A 15,425-nucleotide genomic window follows, 5' to 3' on the forward strand; every position below is an offset into this window, starting at 1 on the left:
GCGGCCCACCCGAGGAGCCGCCATGTCCACGCCCGCCAGCGATCCGGCCTACCCCGTCGGGCTCCGTCTCACCGGCCGCCGCGTCGTGGTGCTCGGCGGCGGCCAGGTCGCCCAGCGCCGCCTCCCGGCCCTGGTCGCCGCCGGAGCCGACGTCCACCTGGTGTCGCCCTCCGCGACCCCGTCCGTCGAGGCCATGGCCGACGGCGGCGAACTGACCTGGCACCGCCGCCGCTACCAGGACGGCGACCTCGCCGACGCCTGGTACGTGCTGGTCGCCACCCAGGACCGCGAGGCCAACGCCCGGGCCTCGGCCGAGGCGGAGGCCCGCCGGATCTGGTGCGTCCGCTCCGACGACGCCGACGCCGCCACCGCCTGGACGCCCGCCACCGGCCACAGCGCCGGGGTGACCGTCGCCGTCCTCACCACCGACGCCCGGGGCCGCGACCCCCGGCACACCGCCGCGATCCGGGACGCCGTGGTCGAGGGGCTGCGGGACGGCACCCTCGTCGCCCCCCACCACCGGGACCGCGCCGCCTCCGTCGCCCTGGTCGGCGGCGGCCCGGGCGACCCCGAGCTGATCACCGTGCGGGGCCGTCGGCTGCTCGCCGAGGCGGACGTCGTCATCGCGGACCGGCTCGGCCCCCGCGATCTGCTCGCCGAACTCCCCCCGCACGTCGAGGTGATCGACGCGGCGAAGATCCCCTACGGCCGGTTCATGGCCCAGGAGGCGATCAACGCGGCCCTGATCGAGCACGCCCGGGCGGGCCGCGCGGTGGTCCGGCTCAAGGGCGGCGACCCGTTCGTCTTCGGCCGGGGCATGGAGGAGGCCGAGGCACTGGCCGAGGCCGGGATCCCCTACACGGTGGTCCCCGGCATCTCCAGCTCGATCTCGGTGCCCGGCGCGGTCGGCATCCCCGTCACCCACCGGGGGGTCGCCCATGAGTTCACCGTGGTCAGCGGCCACGTGGCCCCCGACGACGAGCGGTCGCTGGTGGACTGGGCGGCGCTCGCCCGGCTGCGGGGCACCCTGGTGGTCCTGATGGGCGTGGACAAGATCGACCGGATCGCGGCGGCCCTGATCGCCCACGGCCGGGCCGCCGACACCCCGGTGGCCCTGGTCCAGGAGGGCACCACCACCGCCCAGCGCCGGGTGGACGCCACCCTCGGGACCGTCGCCGCCGTCGTGGAACGCGAGGGTGTGCGTCCGCCCGCCGTGATCGTCATCGGCGAGGTGGTCCGGGTCGGCCCGCAGGCCCCCGCCGCCCCGACCGGACCCGCCCGGCGGGACTGAGCCGGGACACGGGTCCGGCGCACCGCGCCGCCGGACCCGCCCCCCTCCGACCGGAGCGCCCGTCCACGCGCCCCCGCGAACCATTGGCACCGAACCCGACAGGCGGAACCCCGTGGCCGAACTGATCACCGTCGAGGACCCCGACGACCCGCGACTGCGCGACTACACCGGACTGACCGACGTCGAACTGCGCCGCCGCCGGGAGCCCGAGGAGGGGCTCTTCATCGCCGAGGGCGAGAAGGTCATCCGCCGCGCCCGGGACGCCGGGTACATGACCCGTTCGATGCTGCTGTCGGCCAAATGGGTGGAACCGATGCGCGAGGTGATCGAGGAACTCACCGCGCCCGTCTACGTGGTCACCCCCGAACTGGCGGAGCGGGTCACCGGCTACCACGTCCACCGGGGCGCCCTGGCCTCGATGGGCCGCGCGCCCCTGCCGACCCCCGGGGAGCTGCTGGCGGACGCCCGCCGGGTCGCGGTCATGGAGTCCGTCAACGACCACACCAACATCGGCGCCATCTTCCGCTCCGCCGCCGCGCTCGGCATGGACGCCGTGCTGCTCTCCCCGGACTGCGCCGACCCGCTGTACCGCCGCTCGGTCAAGGTGTCCATGGGCGCGGTCTTCTCGGTGCCCTACGCCCGGCTGGAGTCCTGGCCGCGCGGACTGGAGACGGTGCGCGAGGCGGGCTTCGACCTGCTGGCGCTGACCCCCGACCCCTCGGCCGTCACCCTGGACGAGGCCGCCCCGCACCGCCGGGAGCGGGTCGCCCTGATGCTGGGCGCCGAGGGCGACGGACTCTCCGCCCGGGCCCTGCGCGCCGCCGACGAACGGGTCCGCATCCCGATGGCGCACGGGGTGGACTCGCTGAACGTGGGCGCGGCGGCGGCCGTCGCCTTCTACGCGGTCGCCACGGGACGCCCGGCGCCCTGAGCCACCGGCCGCCGGGCGAGGACCGGTGCCCGCGCCCCGGACCTCTCCGTCACGGAAGCTCCGGGGCCGTCTCCTCGGCGGAAGCCCGGGACCCGTGCTCCGTCGAGAGGACGGACGGGACGGAGGGGGCGCTCCCGAGGCCCCGGGCCGGGCCCTGGCAGCCCTGGGCCGCCGCGATGCCCAGCGCCACCAGCAGGGTCACCACCACGAACACGATCAGCCGCTGCCGCAGCAGCCGGGGGTTGGCCGGACGCCGTCCGGTCCCCGTCGGCCGCCGCCGTCCGTCGCGCGGCGCGGGCCGGGCGCCCGGACGTCCGCCGCGCGAACCGGCGCCCGACGGCGCGGGGCCCCGGCCGCCCGGCCGTCCCGCCCCGGAGGGCGGCGCGGTCCGCGTCGGCCGGGAGGCGCGCTGGGTCGGCTGGGGGGCCCGGGACGCCTTGGACGGCCGGGGCGGGGGAGTGCCTTGCGGACGGCGCTGGGTGCGCTGCGCCGCGTACTCCGCCGCGAGCCGTCCCGAGGGCTGGTCCGGCTCCTCCCGGGGCCCGGGGGGCCGCGCGGCGGTCAGCCCCTGCGCCTCGCGGGCGGCGATCTCCTTGAGCCGAAGGGACAGTTGCAGGGTGCTCGGCCGCTCCTCGGGATCCTTCGCCAGACAGGCCCGCACCAGCGGGGCCAGCGCGTCGGGCACCCCGTGCAAGTGCGGTTCCTCGTGCACCACCCGGTACAGCATCACCTCGGAACTGCCGTGTCCGAAGGGCGAGTCGGCGGTCGCGGAGTAGGCCAGCGTGGCACCCAGCGCGAACACGTCCGTGGCCGGGGTGACGGCCGCGCCCCGCACCTGTTCGGGGGCGAGGAAACCGGGGGAGCCGACCGCCGTGCCGACATGGGTCAGGGTGCTCGCGCCGGTCGCCCAGGCGATGCCGAAGTCGATGATCCGCGGCCCCTTGGGGGAGAGCAGGATGTTCGACGGCTTGAGGTCCCGGTGGACGACCCCTGCCTCGTGGACCGCGACCAGCCCCTCCGACAGCGCCGCCCCGATCGCCGCGACGTCGGCGGCGGGCAGCGGACCCTCGTCCGCGACCCGGTCGTGCAGCGAGGGCCCGGGGACGTACTGGGTGGCGAACCAGGGCCGGTCGGCCTCCAGGTCGGCGGCGACCAGCCGGGCGGTGCAGCCGCCCCGGATCCGACGGGCCGCCGACACCTCGCGGGCGAACCGCTGGCGGAACTCCTGGTCCTCGGCGAGGTCCGGCCGGATGACCTTCAGCGCGACCCGCTGGCCACGGCGGTCGGAACCCAGGTAGACGACGCCCATGCCGCCCGCTCCGAGCCGCCGGTGCAGCCTGAACGAGCCGACCACACGCGGGTCCTCACGCCTCAGGCGCATCATCGCCATGTTCATCCCCGCTGCCCGGTCCGGTTGACGAGCCACAGCTTACGTACACCGGGCCCGGAGCGCGCAGAGGCCGCGCCCTCTCGATTCGACCGTTTGCCCGTACCGCGCGGGCCCCGTGAAAGAGGGTCAGCGACCGGCCGCGTTCCCCGTCGCCCCGCCGTGCGGCGCGCCAACCCCGGCGACCGCCAAGGGGGTTGACGGAGCGGTGGCGGACCCCCGCGCACCCCGTCCCGGACCGCCGGGGACCCCGCGCTCCCCGGTCGGGCCCGGGGACGGAACGGGTCGCCGAACGGATCCGGGCGCCCGGGAGGGCCCGGCCCGAGTGAGCGAAGTCACCCGCCGCGGCGCCCGGCCCCGTCCGCGCGCCGCCCCGGGAGCCGTCCCCTCGGGGAAGACCCCGAGACGGCCGGTCCCGTCTCCACCCAGGGGAGTACGCGAGGGGCGCGCGGTCATCCTTCGGGAGGCCCGGCAATCGGTACGAGGGCATGACGACGCCCGGGGCCCCCGGCCATAGATTTGTGGTCAAGCGGTGGGCGCGGTACTCGTCCCCCGAGGTCAAGCGCCCACCGCTCCCGACGCGAAGGAGCGTGGCGGGGCTAACGAGGCCCGGCCCCGCACATCAGACGACCAGGAGAAGGACCATGGCGGACACGGCCACGCGGACGATGATCCGCGCACGGGGACGCAAGGCGTACGCGGCGTTCGACGGCGGCCGGTCCGGACGGCGTCACCCCTTGGTGGCGACGGCCATGGTCCTCCCCCTGGCGGCCCTGCTCGTGGTCGTCTTCGGCGGCTGGGAAGCGGTGGTCACCCAAGCGTCGTCCGTGGTCGAGGTGCTGGGGCGCTGAGCGGCGCCCCAGGCCCGGATGAGCGGTCCGGGCGGGGACACCCCGACCATGAAACCCCGTGGGGACGGGGGTGCGACGGACGGCACGATGCCCGCGCAACCTGGGGAGGTTGCGCGGGCACTTCGCTTTGCCCGCTGCCCGCTGCCCGCTGCCCGCTGCCCTGGCGCGCCCGGCCCCGTCCGTGCGCCGTCGGCCGCCGTTGCCTGGCTGCCCGCTGCACGCCGGGTCAAGCCTCGCCGTACCGGCACGCCGGGCCCCTCCCGGAGGTCGCGTCCTTCCCTTCCGGTCGTGGTCGGTTGCTCGCGCAGTTCCCCGCGCCCCTTTCGGGGGCCTTCCGCGGGGTCGTCGGCTGCGGGCCTGCCGTGGGTGTTCGCGCAGTTCTCCGCGCCCCTGGCGGGGCGCTCTGGTGGGGTGCCCTGACGCGCTCGGCCCTGTCCGTGTGCTGCCCGCCTCGCTCCGCTCCAGCCTGGTTTGCCCGTCCTGCTTGACTCAGTCTGCTCCGCCCCGGCCCGCCGGAGTGCCCCCACCCCGGCCCGCTGGAGCGCCCGCTCCGGCCCCCGCCCGGCCCAGCTCCGCCCCGCCCCGGAGCGCCTGCCAGCCCCCGTCCGCCGGAGCGGCCGCCCGCTCCGGTCCGGGGGGACCGTCCACTGTGGTGGGCTCGTAGGCTGGGCGGCGCGTGGCGTGTGGCGGCCCGGCACTCCGCCGCGCCGGACGGCGCCGGAGCGGGGGCGAGCGGTGAGCGACGCGGTGGTGCGGGGGCTACGGGACCGGGCCCGGGAGGCGGTGCACCGGACCGGGAGGCGGTGTGACTGCGCCGACGCGGGAACGGTCCTCGCCGAACGGGACGACGGCGTCGTCGTCCGGCACGCCGGGGCCGTCGCCAAAGCCCACGCGGACGGGACGGACCCCGGGGCCCTCGCCGTCCGGCTGGCGCTGGCCGGTCACCCCCTCCTGGCGGACGTCCTGCTGCCCCCGCTGACCCCGGCCCCCGCCCCGCTGCCCGACGGCCGCCCGGTCAGCCTCTGGCCGTACGGCCTGCCCGTCGACCCCGAGGCGCCCGGCAGCGCCCCCTGGGAGGACGCGGCCCGGCTGCTGGCCCGGCTGCACCGGGTGGACGTCCACCGGCTGCCGGGGCTGCCCGGCCCCCCGCCGCCCGCCCGGGGCCCGGCGAAGGCGGCGCTCGCGGTCGAACGGATGCGGGCCGCCGTCCATGGGGGAGCCATCCGCGAGAGGACCGTCCCGGGGAGGCCGGACGGCGCCCGGGCCGGGGGCGCCGGTCCGGCGGCGGGTGCCGTCGCGGTGGTGGAGCGCGCCTGGCGGACCCTGCCGCCCTGGGCGCGCGGCGCCGCGCCCCTCCCGGAGGCGGACACCCTCTGCCACGGCGACCTCCATCTGGGCCAGCTGGTCCGGGCCCCCGCGCCGGACGGCCCCTGGCGGCTGATCGACGTGGACGACCTCGGCACCGGCCCCGCGGTCTGGGACCTGGCGCGGCCCGCCGCCTGGTACGCCTGCGGACTGCTCGGCGCCGGGGAGTGGGACCGCTTCCTCGGCGCCTACCGGGCGGCGGGCGGGCCCGCCGTGCCCGCCGCGGGAGACCCGTGGCCCGCGCTGGACGTGGCGGCCCGGGCGCTGACCGTCCAGACGGCAGCCCTGGCGATCGCCCGCGCGCTCCGGGAGGGGCGCGGCCCCGACGACGACGAATGGGCGGTGCTCACCGCCTGTGACCGGATGGGCGCGCTCGCCCCGGTCGAATGACCCTCCTTCCGGAGGAGTTGACGGGGACGGAGGGGAAGTAGGGTGCGAGTGAACCAAAGCCGGGCAGTGTTCCGGTGAAGCGGTAGCGAACCACGAGGAGTTGAACCCGCCCATGCAGTGTCCGAAGTGCCACGCAGCCATGAGTACGTACAACCGCAACGGCATCCAGATCGAGCAGTGCAGCGGCTGCCGCGGGATATTCCTCGACTACGGCGAGCTGGAGGCGCTGACCCGGCTGGAGGCCCAGTGGGCGCAGCCCGCGCCGCCGCCCGCCCCGCAGGGTTACCCGGCGGCCCCGCCCGCCCCGGCCTGGGGCGCCCCGCACCAGGGTCACCACGGCGGTCACCACGGCGGCCATCACCGGAACAAGGGCTTCGGCCGGATGCTGTTCTCCTCCTGAGCCCGGTGTGAGCCCGGTCCGCCCGTGCGGCCGGACCCGCCCCCTCACGACGGGCGGGTCCGCCCTCTGACGGCGCGGACCCCGGTGCGGAGACGGCGGACCGGGTGGCCCGGTGGCCCCGGTCCGCTTCCCGTCGCCGTCCCGCTGCGTCGCGTACGTGTTCCGTCCGGGTGCTGAGGCCGGGAACGAACCAGCCCCCGGCATCGAGGACGACCGGGGGCTGACGGGTGGTGCGCGATACTGGGATTGAACCAGTGACCTCTTCCGTGTCAGGGAAGCGCTCTCCCGCTGAGCTAATCGCGCGGGGTGTTCCGGGAGGCTACCAGAGCCGGTCCCCTGGAGGGACCGCCGGTGCCGACCGGGGTGGTGCGGTGTACTGCGTGCGCGATACTGGGATTGAACCAGTGACCTCTTCCGTGTCAGGGAAGCGCTCTCCCGCTGAGCTAATCGCGCGGGGCACCCGATGCCGGGTTCCAGTGGACGATACTGGGATTGAACCAGTGACCTCTTCCGTGTCAGGGAAGCGCTCTCCCGCTGAGCTAATCGTCCTTGGAGGTGGAGACGGGATTTGAACCCGTGTAGACGGCTTTGCAGGCCGTTGCCTCGCCTCTCGGCCACTCCACCAGGGGTGCGGAAGGTTCCTGGGAACTCCCCGCTCCTGAGCGGACGACGAGGTTCGAACTCGCGACCTCAACCTTGGCAAGGTTGCGCTCTACCAACTGAGCTACGTCCGCCTGTCGTTTCGGTCCGCTCTCGCGTCCCGGCGACGTGTTGAACTCTAGCGGATTCCCGGGGAACCACAAAAACGCGTTTACGCAGCGTGCTGCCCCGGGACCGGCCCGGGGCGTCCCGGAGGCCCCCGTCCTAGACTCACAGACGTGCGTACCCTCCCTCCCCTGGCCCGCTTCGGGGGCCTGCTCGCCACCGGTCTGCGCGATGTGACCGGCGATGCCTCGGCCCTGGACAGCAGTGGTTTCTGGGCCGTCTGCGCCGATTTCGAGGGACGGCTGGTGTGCGCGCGCTTCGACGACGTCCGCCCCGACCCGGTGCCCGCGCCGGTGCCGGGCGCCTGGCGCGGCCCCGCTCCCGGTGACTGGCGGTCCTCCCTCGACCGCGCCGCGTACACGGAGGGTGTCCGCCGGATACGGGAGCACATAGCGGCGGGCGAGGTGTACCAGGCGAACCTGTGCCGGGTGCTCTCCGCGCCGGTGGCCCCGGACGCCGACGTGGACGCCCTGACCGCGTTGCTCGCCCGTGGCAACCCCGCCCCCTACGCGGGCACGATCCGGCTCCCGGACCACGGGGTGGAGATCGCCACCGCCTCGCCCGAGCTGTTCCTGCGCCGCGCGGGCCGGAGCGTCGAGTCCGGCCCGATCAAGGGCACCGGCCGCACCGAGGCCGATCTGCTGGAGAAGGACCACGCCGAGAACGTGATGATCGTGGACCTGGTCCGCAACGACCTCGGGCGGGTCTGCGTCACCGGCTCGGTCACCGTCCCCGACCTCTGCGTCGTCGAGAAGCACCCCGGCCTGGTCCATCTGGTCTCCACCGTGGCGGGCGAGCTGCGCCCCGGCGCGGGCTGGGCCGACCTGCTGTCCGCCGCCTTCCCGCCGGGCTCGGTCACCGGGGCGCCCAAGTCCAGCGCGCTGCGGATCATCGAGGCGCTGGAGACCGCGCCGCGCGGCCCCTACTGCGGCGGCGTCGGCTGGGTCGACGCCGACCGGGGCACCGCCGGGCTGGCCGTGGGCATCCGCACCTTCTGGATCGACCGCGCCGCCGGAGAACTGCGCTTCGGCACCGGCGCGGGCATCACCTGGGGTTCCGACCCCGAGCGCGAGTGGCACGAGACCGAACTGAAGGCGTCCCGGCTGCTCGCCGTGGCCTCGGGCGCCGCACCCACGACCACCGACCCCGGGGAGGGCTCCCTGTGAAGATCTGGCTGGACGGCGCGCTGCGGGACGGCGCGTCCGCGCGCGTCTCCGTCTTCGACCACGGACTGACCGTCGGCGACGGGGTCTTCGAGACCATGAAGACCTCCGGCGGACGGGCCTTCGCCCTGACCCGCCACCTCGACCGGCTCGCCCGCTCGGCCCGCGGCCTCGGTCTGCCCGAGCCCGATCCGGACGAGGTGCGCCGGGCCTGCCGGGCGGTGCTGGACGCCAACCCGGTGGAGCGCGGCAGGCTGCGCGTCACCTACACCGGAGGGGACTCCCCGCTCGGCTCCGACCGGGGCGGCAACCCGCCGACCCTGGTGGTCGCCCTCGGCCCGGTCCCGCCGCCCGCCGTCACCACCGCGGTCGTCACCGTGCCCTGGACCCGCAACGAGCACGGCGCCCTCGCCGGGCTGAAGACCACCTCGTACGCGGAGAACGTGGTGGCGCTGGCCCGGGCCCGGGAGCGGGGGGCCACCGAGGCGCTGTTCGGCAACACGGCGGGGCGGCTCTGCGAGGGCACCGGCTCCAACGTCTTCGTCGTCCTCGACGGGGAACTCCACACCCCGCCGGTGGCCTCCGGCTGCCTCGCCGGGATCACCCGGGCGCTCACCGTCGAGTGGACCGGCGCCCGGGAGACCGATCTGCCGCTGGACGTCCTGGAGCGGGCCGAGGAGATCTTCCTCACCTCGACCTTGCGGGACGTCCAGGCGGTCCACCGGGTCGACGGCCGGGAACTGCCCGCGCCCGGGCCGGTGACCGCGAAGGCGGCCCGGGTCTTCGCCGAGCGGTCCGCCGACGACCTCGACCCCTGACCCCCTCACGGCGCGCCGCGCGGTCGCGGGGCCGGGGAACGGGCCCCGGGGGAAAAGGGGATGACTGCCTCCGGCCCGCCGGGTAGACATCTTCCGATGACCACCACCCTGCGGCCGGCCGGGCCGCTCCAGACAGAAGCCGACGGCGGCCGTCGCCGGCGCTTCGGCATCCACGTCAACAGCCGCCCGGTGGGCGGGATCGAGCTGGGCACCGACGACCGGCTCGGCGCCCGGGTGGCCCGGGTGCACGCGCTGCGGGTCGAGGAGCCGGACCGGCGGCGGGGCCGGGCCACGGTCGCCGTGCTGGCGGCAGAGGAGGTCGCCCGGAGCTGGGGGTGCGGACAGATCGTGGCGTCCGTCCCGGCCGACGCGACCGGGGCGCTCGGCCTCGCCGCCGCCCTCGGCTACGTCGAACGCAACCGGAACATGGTCAAACGGCTGGGCGCCGCCCCGGTACTGCCGCCCGGGTCGGCCGCCCGGCCGATGACCCCGGCCGAGTACGGCCCCTGGCGCGCTTCGGGGGAGGAGGAGTACGTCCAGGACTGGGTCAAGCGGGGCGTCCCGGAAGCCGAGGCGCGGGCGAAGGCCACCCGGGACTGGGCCCGGTTGCTGCCCCAAGGGCTCGACAGCCCCGGTACGGTCCTGAGCTTCCTGGAGCACGAGGGGACGCCGGTCGGCACGATCTGGACAGCCCTCGTCGGCCCCGACCGGCAGCCGTACGTGTACGACATCGTGGTGGCGGAGGAACACCGGGGCCACGGCCACGGACGGTCCCTGATGCTGCACGCCGAGGCGGCGTCGCTGGCCGCCGGGGCCCGGGAGCTGGGGCTCAACGTCTTCGCCGGGAACGCCCCCGCCCTGTCCCTCTACACCTCACTGGGGTACGAGCCGACCGTCCACCACCTGTACAAGCCGCTGTAGGCCCGCGCTCCGGGGCTCCGCCCGGCCCGGACGGAACGGTCAGGCGGTCAGGCGGTCAGGCGGTCGAGGATCTCCTCGATCCGCTCCCGCAGGCCCTCCTGGGTCTGCCCGCCGTCGAGCCGCTGCCCGCCGACGACGTACGTGGGGGTGCCCGTCACCCCGATCGCCCGGCCCTCGGCCTCGTCGGCGTCCACGATCAGGATGTGCCGTCCGTCGACGAGGGCGGTGTCGAGCTCCTCGGCGTCCAGCCCCAGTTCGCGGGCGACCTCCACCAGCAGCTTCTCGCCCCTCCGGTCCAGCTCGCCGGTCCGCGCGAGGACGGCTGCCACGTACTCCCAGCCCCGGCCCTGGACCACGGCCTCCTCGGCGGCCTGCGCCGCGGCGAACGCGTGCCGGTGCTTGGCCAGCGGGAAGTGACGCAGTCGCACCTCCAGCCCGTCGCCGTACCGGGCCCGCAGCGCGCGGACGTCCTCCAGCGCGGTCAGGCAGTCGGGACACTGGAGTTCGCACCAGACGTCGAGCACGGGACGGGAGGGGGCCTGCGGGGCGGCGGAGTCGCTCATGGGGCCAGTCTCGCAGCTCGCGGGCGGTGCGGCGGGCGGCGGCCGGGCGGGACCTGGGAAGGAGATCGACCCCGAGTTCTCCCTGAGGTGCGCCCGGGCCGTGGCCCCGGGCACCCGGCCCGGTGCAGGATGGATGGGGACGAACCGTCCGACCGATCAGCCAGGAGGCCGGAATGATTGCCGAGACCGTGTGTTCCGCCGTGGCCGTGGCGGGCCTGGGCATCGCGGCGGTCACCGCCTACCGCAAGCGCTTCCTCGCCGCGACCAGGATCGCCGCCTACGCGCTCGTCCCGCTGGGCCTGGTGATGACCGGGGCGGTGCAGTGGCTCTCCGACCTGGTGTTCAGCCCGTCCAAGTGGATCGGCTTCGGGGTGCTGGGACTGGCGTGGGCGCTGTTCATGACCACCCGGGCCGTGGAACGCCGCCGGGGGACCGGCCGTGAGGGACGCCGGGCCGCGAAGGCGCGCGCCAAGGAGACCGCCGCCGGGGAGCGGGGAGCCGTGGCGCCCGGTGCCTCGTCGCCCGCGAGCGGCCGTCCCTCCCTCGGAGCGTCGCCCAAGCCGTCGTCCCGTCAGCGGCCGGCCTCCCCGGCGGGCGGCGCGGACGACTTCAGCGACATCGAGGCCATCCTGAAGAAGCACGGCATCTGAGGCCGGGTCCTCCGGAAAGCACCGTACGGGGGCAAGGGCGGACACCCGACCGAGCGGGCCGTCTCAGCATGTGACACGGAATCCGGTGAACTCCCGTCCAATACGGGCGTGTTGATCGCGCGCGGGTCCGGCGATGCGTCATCATCTGCGGGAGATGCTCGACACCACGCACCACGGTGGTGCCTTCGTCGATCCCTCCGCCGGACGCCCGGCGGACCGGGCCGCACCGGCCCCCGAGGACGACGGCGCCACCCGGAACCACACGTCCCCCTCCCCCCATACCGTGCGCCCCAGCACCCGCCGGGCGCGCAACCGGCACCCCGGTCCGCCGGTACCGCGACCACTCGTCCCCGACGCGCCCCACGCGCCGTCGGCGGGCCGGTCCGCTCCCGCCGCGCCGGCCGTCGGCCCGGCATCCGCCCCGGCGCCGGTCGGCGGTCGCCGGGCCCGGCTCTGTCCGGCCTCCCGGAAGGACGGCGCGCGGTCACCACGGGTGACCGTCCCGGGGGAGCAGACCGCCACCGCCTGCCGGACCCCCGTGCCCCGGGACCGCACGGCGCCCCCGGCGGCCCCGGGTGACGCCCGGCGCGCTCCGGGCGCCCCGTCCCGTCCTGTGGTGCTCCCGGCGCCCCGCCGACCCTCCGTGAGCGCCCCCGCGAGCCCTTCGGCGGCCCCGGGGGAACCCCGGCGGACCGGAACGGCCGCGGAGCCCGGGGAGGAGGCCAGGGGGTGTCTCTTCGCCCTCTCCCAGCCCCCGTTGATGATCTTCCTGACCGTGATCGGCACCCTGTTGATGATGGGCGCGGTCCACGACCTGTTCCTGCTCGGCCGCTGAGCGCCGGGCACCGGGCCCGTCAGCCCCCCGCCTCCCGGCGGCGGGCCCGGTACGCGGCGACGTGCAGCCGGTTGCCGCAGGTGCGGCCGTCGCAGTAGCGGCGGGACCGGTTCCGCGAGAGGTCCGCGAAGGCCCGGCCGCAGTCGGGCGCGGCGCAGCGCCGCAGCCGTTCCTGCTCCCCGGCGACCACGAAGAAGGCCAGGGCCATCCCGCAGTCCGCCGCGAAGTGGTCCGCGATCGAGGCGCCGGGCGCGAAGTAGTGCATGTGCCAGTCGTAGCCGTCGTGGTCGGTCAGCCGGGGAGTGGTCCCCGCCTCCGCCACGAGCGCGTTGATCAGCTCCGCCAGGACCGCCGGGCCGTGCCCGGCGAACACCTCGGCCAGCCGCTCGCGCGTACGGTGCACGGCCTTGAGGTCCTCTTCGGCCAGCTCCCCGACCTCGCTGATCCCGTGCGCGTCGACGAACGTCCGCAGCGCCGCCAGGTCGGGCAGCCCTTCGGCCCCGGCACCGGCCCCGTCGCCCCGCGGCGCGGAGTTCACCAGATCGACCACGGTGGCGAGGGCGCACCGGGTGTCATGGGCGATCAGCACGTAACGCTCCCTGGCCGGGGCGGGCCCCTGCCCCGCCTGCCCGCCGATGCTACTCGGCCCCGCTCGCGGCCAGGGGCGGCTCCGGAGGCGGCCGCCGCTCCCCGGCGACCCGCCCGGGGGCGGTTTCCGGACACACGACGGCGCCACCGCGCGGTGTCCCGCGGCGGTGGCGCCGTCGTCCGTGCCCGGCGCGCTCGCTCCGGGCGGTGGTAGCGGCCCGCACCGTCTCCCCGAGTCGGACGGTGTCGGGCTCGTGCGTCGGTTCCGTAGTCTCCCTGGTTCTCCCTGCCGGGCCGGTGGTGGTCCTCCGTCCGGGGCGGTCCCGGCCTAGCTCTCGGCCAGGATGTGGGACAGCTCGGTGTCGAGGTCGAAGTGCCGGTGCTCCGTGCCCGGTGGCACGGCGGCGTCCGTCCGCTTCAGGAACGATTCCAGGGCCCGCGCCGGGGCCTCCAGCAGGGCTTCGCCCTCGGGGGAGCTCAGGGCGATGCAGACCACGCCCTGACCGTGGCTCCGGGACGGCCAGACACGGACGTCGCCGGTGCCGGTGGGCCGGTGCAGGCCCTCGGCGAGGAGATCTCGGGCGAAGACCCACTCGACGGTCTCCTCGGCTCCGGTGTGGAAGGTGGCGTGCACGGCGTAGGGATCGGCCGTGTCATACCGCAGTCCCGCGGGAACAGGCAGTGAGGACTCGCTCGACACAACGAGGCGCAGGTGCAGCTCGCAGCTGACCGTGGTGTTCATAAGCGCCATGGCCTTTCGCTCAGTGTGCGCTCGGGGATTCGCACGTCGGCGAAATCGACATGCCACCTACGGTGCCGTTGTAAACCCCTCTGAGGGTTTTGCGTGTCTTTAGGTACCCCGTACGGCGGAGTCATTGTTGGTACCACGGGACCATTCCGGTGACCGGATTCCTTCAGGTACGTTTGTCCACATGAATACGGGGAGTGACGGAACGGGGAAGGCGGCCTTGGCGGTCGACGACGCGGATGACGAGCAGGCGGAACGACCCCTGGGCTCCCGGGCCCCGGAGTACGTCCAGCGGCGCAAGGTGCTGCACCTGAGCTGGCAGGTCGGTGTGTTCATCGTGGGACTCGCCGTGGTCGGCGCGGGTGTCGCGATGCTGGTGCTGCCCGGACCGGGCTGGCTGGTGATCTTCGCGGGCATGGCCATCTGGGCGACCGAGTTCGTCTGGGCGCAGCTGGTGCTCCGCTGGACGAAACGCAAGGTCACCGAGGCGGCGCAGCGCGCGCTCGACCCCAAGGTGCGCCGTCGGAACATGATCCTGACCGGGCTCGGCCTGGCCATCATGGGCGCCCTGCTGGGCGTCTACCTCTGGAAGTACGGGCTGACCATGCCCTGGGACGTCAACTGGTGAACCGGCCGCCCGGCGCGGACCCGCGCCGGGCCGTCCCCGTCCGGTCCGGCGGTGCGCCGGGGGTGGTCGGGGCACCGGCTGACATGCGGTAATGTTCTCCGTGCACCCGGGCGATTAGCTCAGTGGGAGAGCGCTTCGTTCACACCGAAGAGGTCACTGGTTCGAACCCAGTATCGCCCACCCCGGGAACCGTGGCCCGGAGGCCCCAAAGCCTCCGGGCCACGGCCATTTGGCGTGTTTCCCTCACCGCCCGTGACGTAGCCGAATTGTCACCATCGTTTTCCGGGGAATTCCACGAACCCGGAACTCCGCTTCTCCGCCGCGATTCTGACCACGGCTCAGACCGCCCTCGTCCGGGGCCCCGAGAGCGACCCCGGGGTGACTCCCGGACGACTCCGGGTGACTTCCGGGACCCGGGGGCACACTCGCCCCATGGACTGGTGTCACTACCGCTTCCACAGCCGCTGGGAACTGTCCGCCCCGCCCGCCGCCGTGCTCGCCGTCCTGGAACGGGCCGGGGAGTACCCCCGCTGGTGGCCGCAGGTCCGCGCGGTGGAACCGGACCCGGAGGGCGGCGGGGGCACCGCGCGGTTCCGCTCGTTCCTGCCGTTCACCCTGGCCGTGACCGTCACCCGGGTCCGCCGGGACCCCGCCGCCGGAGTCCTGGAGGCCGTGCTGACCGGGGACCTCGACGGCTGGATCCGCTGGACCCTGATGCCCCGGGACGGCGGCACGGTCGTCCTGTTCGACCAGGAGGTCGAGGCGCGGGCCGCTCTGACGCGGGTGCTCGCGGTGCCGGGGCGCCCCCTCTTCCGGCTCAACCACGCGTGGATGATGCGCGGCGGACGGCGGGGGATCGCCGCGCTGCTGGCCGGGGGATGAGCCGCGCCCGGTCCGGTGCGCGCCCCCGGCGGGGGCGCGAGGAGGGGCGTCCGGAGCGGGCGGGGGTCCCGGCGGTCCGGATCAGGTCCCGGCGGTTTGAACGAACCCCTCGGGGGCCTGTATGGTTCAGTCCGTTCCCGGGCGATTAGCTCAGTGGGAGAGCGCTTCGTTCACACCGAAGAGGTCACTGGTTCGAACCCAGTATCGCCCACCCGGAGAGAACCGGTCCGCCGTACGGCGGACCGGTTC

The 15,425-nt window shown here is 75.3% G+C and carries 16 protein-coding genes and 7 tRNA genes; 14 read left to right on the forward strand and 9 right to left on the reverse strand.

Features of this window, described 5'->3' with window-relative positions:
- Positions 1–22 precede the first annotated feature (22 nt).
- Both cobA and ACVWNX_RS28950 read left to right on the forward strand, forming a co-directional pair.
- On the forward strand, positions 23–1,291 hold the full coding sequence (gene cobA / locus ACVWNX_RS28945; protein ID WP_454411135.1) for a uroporphyrinogen-III C-methyltransferase: 1,269 nt from the start codon (positions 23–25) through the stop codon (positions 1,289–1,291).
- 112 nt (positions 1,292–1,403) lie between these two features.
- The gene (locus ACVWNX_RS28950; protein WP_454411136.1) at positions 1,404–2,222 is read left to right on the forward strand and encodes a TrmH family RNA methyltransferase; all 819 of its coding nucleotides are present in this window, start codon (positions 1,404–1,406) and stop codon (positions 2,220–2,222) included.
- A 49-nt stretch (positions 2,223–2,271) separates the two neighbouring features.
- Here the strand turns inward: ACVWNX_RS28950 and ACVWNX_RS28955 are convergent, their stop codons facing one another.
- Positions 2,272–3,618 (reverse strand): serine/threonine-protein kinase, encoded by a 1,347-nt coding sequence (locus ACVWNX_RS28955; RefSeq protein ID WP_454411137.1) that lies wholly within the window; start codon positions 3,616–3,618, stop codon positions 2,272–2,274.
- A 635-nt stretch (positions 3,619–4,253) separates the two neighbouring features.
- Here ACVWNX_RS28955 and ACVWNX_RS28960 point away from each other — a divergent pair.
- The 3 genes from ACVWNX_RS28960 to ACVWNX_RS28970 all read left to right on the forward strand — a co-directional run bounded on the left by ACVWNX_RS28960 (position 4,254) and on the right by ACVWNX_RS28970 (position 6,615).
- The gene (locus ACVWNX_RS28960; RefSeq protein WP_454411138.1) at positions 4,254–4,460 is read left to right on the forward strand and encodes a hypothetical protein; all 207 of its coding nucleotides are present in this window, start codon (positions 4,254–4,256) and stop codon (positions 4,458–4,460) included.
- A gap of 735 nt (positions 4,461–5,195) precedes the next feature.
- Positions 5,196–6,215, forward strand: coding sequence for a phosphotransferase family protein (locus ACVWNX_RS28965; protein WP_454411139.1), 1,020 nt, complete (start codon positions 5,196–5,198; stop codon positions 6,213–6,215).
- Positions 6,216–6,327: 112 nt separating this feature from the next.
- Positions 6,328–6,615 (forward strand): TFIIB-type zinc ribbon-containing protein, encoded by a 288-nt coding sequence (locus ACVWNX_RS28970; protein ID WP_454411140.1) that lies wholly within the window; start codon positions 6,328–6,330, stop codon positions 6,613–6,615.
- A 228-nt stretch (positions 6,616–6,843) separates the two neighbouring features.
- Here ACVWNX_RS28970 and ACVWNX_RS28975 read toward each other — a convergent pair.
- The 5 genes from ACVWNX_RS28975 to ACVWNX_RS28995 all read right to left on the reverse strand — a co-directional run bounded on the left by ACVWNX_RS28975 (position 6,844) and on the right by ACVWNX_RS28995 (position 7,349).
- Positions 6,844–6,918 (reverse strand) — tRNA-Val (locus ACVWNX_RS28975).
- Positions 6,919–6,996: 78 nt separating this feature from the next.
- Positions 6,997–7,068: transfer RNA gene (locus ACVWNX_RS28980), tRNA-Val, on the reverse strand.
- A 24-nt stretch (positions 7,069–7,092) separates the two neighbouring features.
- A tRNA-Val gene (locus tag ACVWNX_RS28985) sits at positions 7,093–7,164 on the reverse strand.
- 1 nt (position 7,165) lies between these two features.
- Positions 7,166–7,239, reverse strand: a tRNA-Cys gene (locus ACVWNX_RS28990).
- 37 nt (positions 7,240–7,276) lie between these two features.
- A tRNA-Gly gene (locus ACVWNX_RS28995) sits at positions 7,277–7,349 on the reverse strand.
- 144 nt (positions 7,350–7,493) lie between these two features.
- On the opposite strand from ACVWNX_RS28995, the gene ACVWNX_RS29000 reads away from it, so the two are divergent.
- The 3 genes from ACVWNX_RS29000 to ACVWNX_RS29010 all read left to right on the forward strand — a co-directional run bounded on the left by ACVWNX_RS29000 (position 7,494) and on the right by ACVWNX_RS29010 (position 10,282).
- Entirely contained in the window at positions 7,494–8,546 is a 1,053-nt protein-coding gene (locus ACVWNX_RS29000) for a chorismate-binding protein (protein ID WP_454411141.1), read from the forward strand.
- A complete protein-coding gene (locus ACVWNX_RS29005) occupies positions 8,543–9,361 on the forward strand; it encodes an aminotransferase class IV (protein WP_454411142.1) in 819 nt (272 codons plus the stop codon). Before ACVWNX_RS29000 ends, ACVWNX_RS29005 begins: the two co-directional genes overlap by 4 nt.
- A 96-nt stretch (positions 9,362–9,457) precedes the next feature.
- The gene (locus ACVWNX_RS29010; RefSeq protein WP_454411143.1) at positions 9,458–10,282 is read left to right on the forward strand and encodes a GNAT family N-acetyltransferase; all 825 of its coding nucleotides are present in this window, start codon (positions 9,458–9,460) and stop codon (positions 10,280–10,282) included.
- Between the two features lie 47 nt (positions 10,283–10,329).
- Here the strand turns inward: ACVWNX_RS29010 and ACVWNX_RS29015 are convergent, their stop codons facing one another.
- Entirely contained in the window at positions 10,330–10,845 is a 516-nt protein-coding gene (locus ACVWNX_RS29015; RefSeq protein ID WP_454411144.1) for a DsbA family protein, read from the reverse strand.
- Positions 10,846–11,018: 173 nt separating this feature from the next.
- Here ACVWNX_RS29015 and ACVWNX_RS29020 point away from each other — a divergent pair, with 173 nt between their 5' ends.
- Together ACVWNX_RS29020 and ACVWNX_RS29025 are read left to right on the forward strand one after the other, a co-directional pair.
- Entirely contained in the window at positions 11,019–11,495 is a 477-nt protein-coding gene (locus ACVWNX_RS29020; RefSeq protein WP_454411145.1) for a hypothetical protein, read from the forward strand.
- A 643-nt stretch (positions 11,496–12,138) separates the two neighbouring features.
- The gene (locus ACVWNX_RS29025) at positions 12,139–12,330 is read left to right on the forward strand and encodes a hypothetical protein (protein ID WP_454411146.1); all 192 of its coding nucleotides are present in this window, start codon (positions 12,139–12,141) and stop codon (positions 12,328–12,330) included.
- A 19-nt stretch (positions 12,331–12,349) separates the two neighbouring features.
- Here the strand turns inward: ACVWNX_RS29025 and ACVWNX_RS29030 are convergent, their stop codons facing one another.
- A complete protein-coding gene (locus ACVWNX_RS29030; RefSeq protein WP_454411147.1) occupies positions 12,350–12,919 on the reverse strand; it encodes a CGNR zinc finger domain-containing protein in 570 nt (189 codons plus the stop codon).
- 327 nt (positions 12,920–13,246) lie between these two features.
- A complete protein-coding gene (locus ACVWNX_RS29035; protein ID WP_003959770.1) occupies positions 13,247–13,660 on the reverse strand; it encodes an SsgA family sporulation/cell division regulator in 414 nt (137 codons plus the stop codon).
- Between the two features lie 190 nt (positions 13,661–13,850).
- On the opposite strand from ACVWNX_RS29035, the gene ACVWNX_RS29040 reads away from it, so the two are divergent.
- From ACVWNX_RS29040 to ACVWNX_RS29055, 4 genes are all read left to right on the forward strand, one after another.
- Entirely contained in the window at positions 13,851–14,294 is a 444-nt protein-coding gene (locus tag ACVWNX_RS29040; protein WP_454411148.1) for a TIGR02611 family protein, read from the forward strand.
- A 108-nt stretch (positions 14,295–14,402) separates the two neighbouring features.
- Positions 14,403–14,474: transfer RNA gene (locus ACVWNX_RS29045), tRNA-Val, on the forward strand.
- 252 nt (positions 14,475–14,726) lie between these two features.
- Positions 14,727–15,176: an SRPBCC family protein gene (locus tag ACVWNX_RS29050; protein WP_454411149.1), complete on the forward strand. Its 450-nt coding sequence runs from the start codon at positions 14,727–14,729 to the stop codon at positions 15,174–15,176.
- A 139-nt stretch (positions 15,177–15,315) separates the two neighbouring features.
- Positions 15,316–15,387 (forward strand) — tRNA-Val (locus tag ACVWNX_RS29055).
- Positions 15,388–15,425 lie beyond the last annotated feature (38 nt).

The sequence above is a fragment of the Streptomyces sp. JNUCC 64 genome (assembly GCF_054484115.1).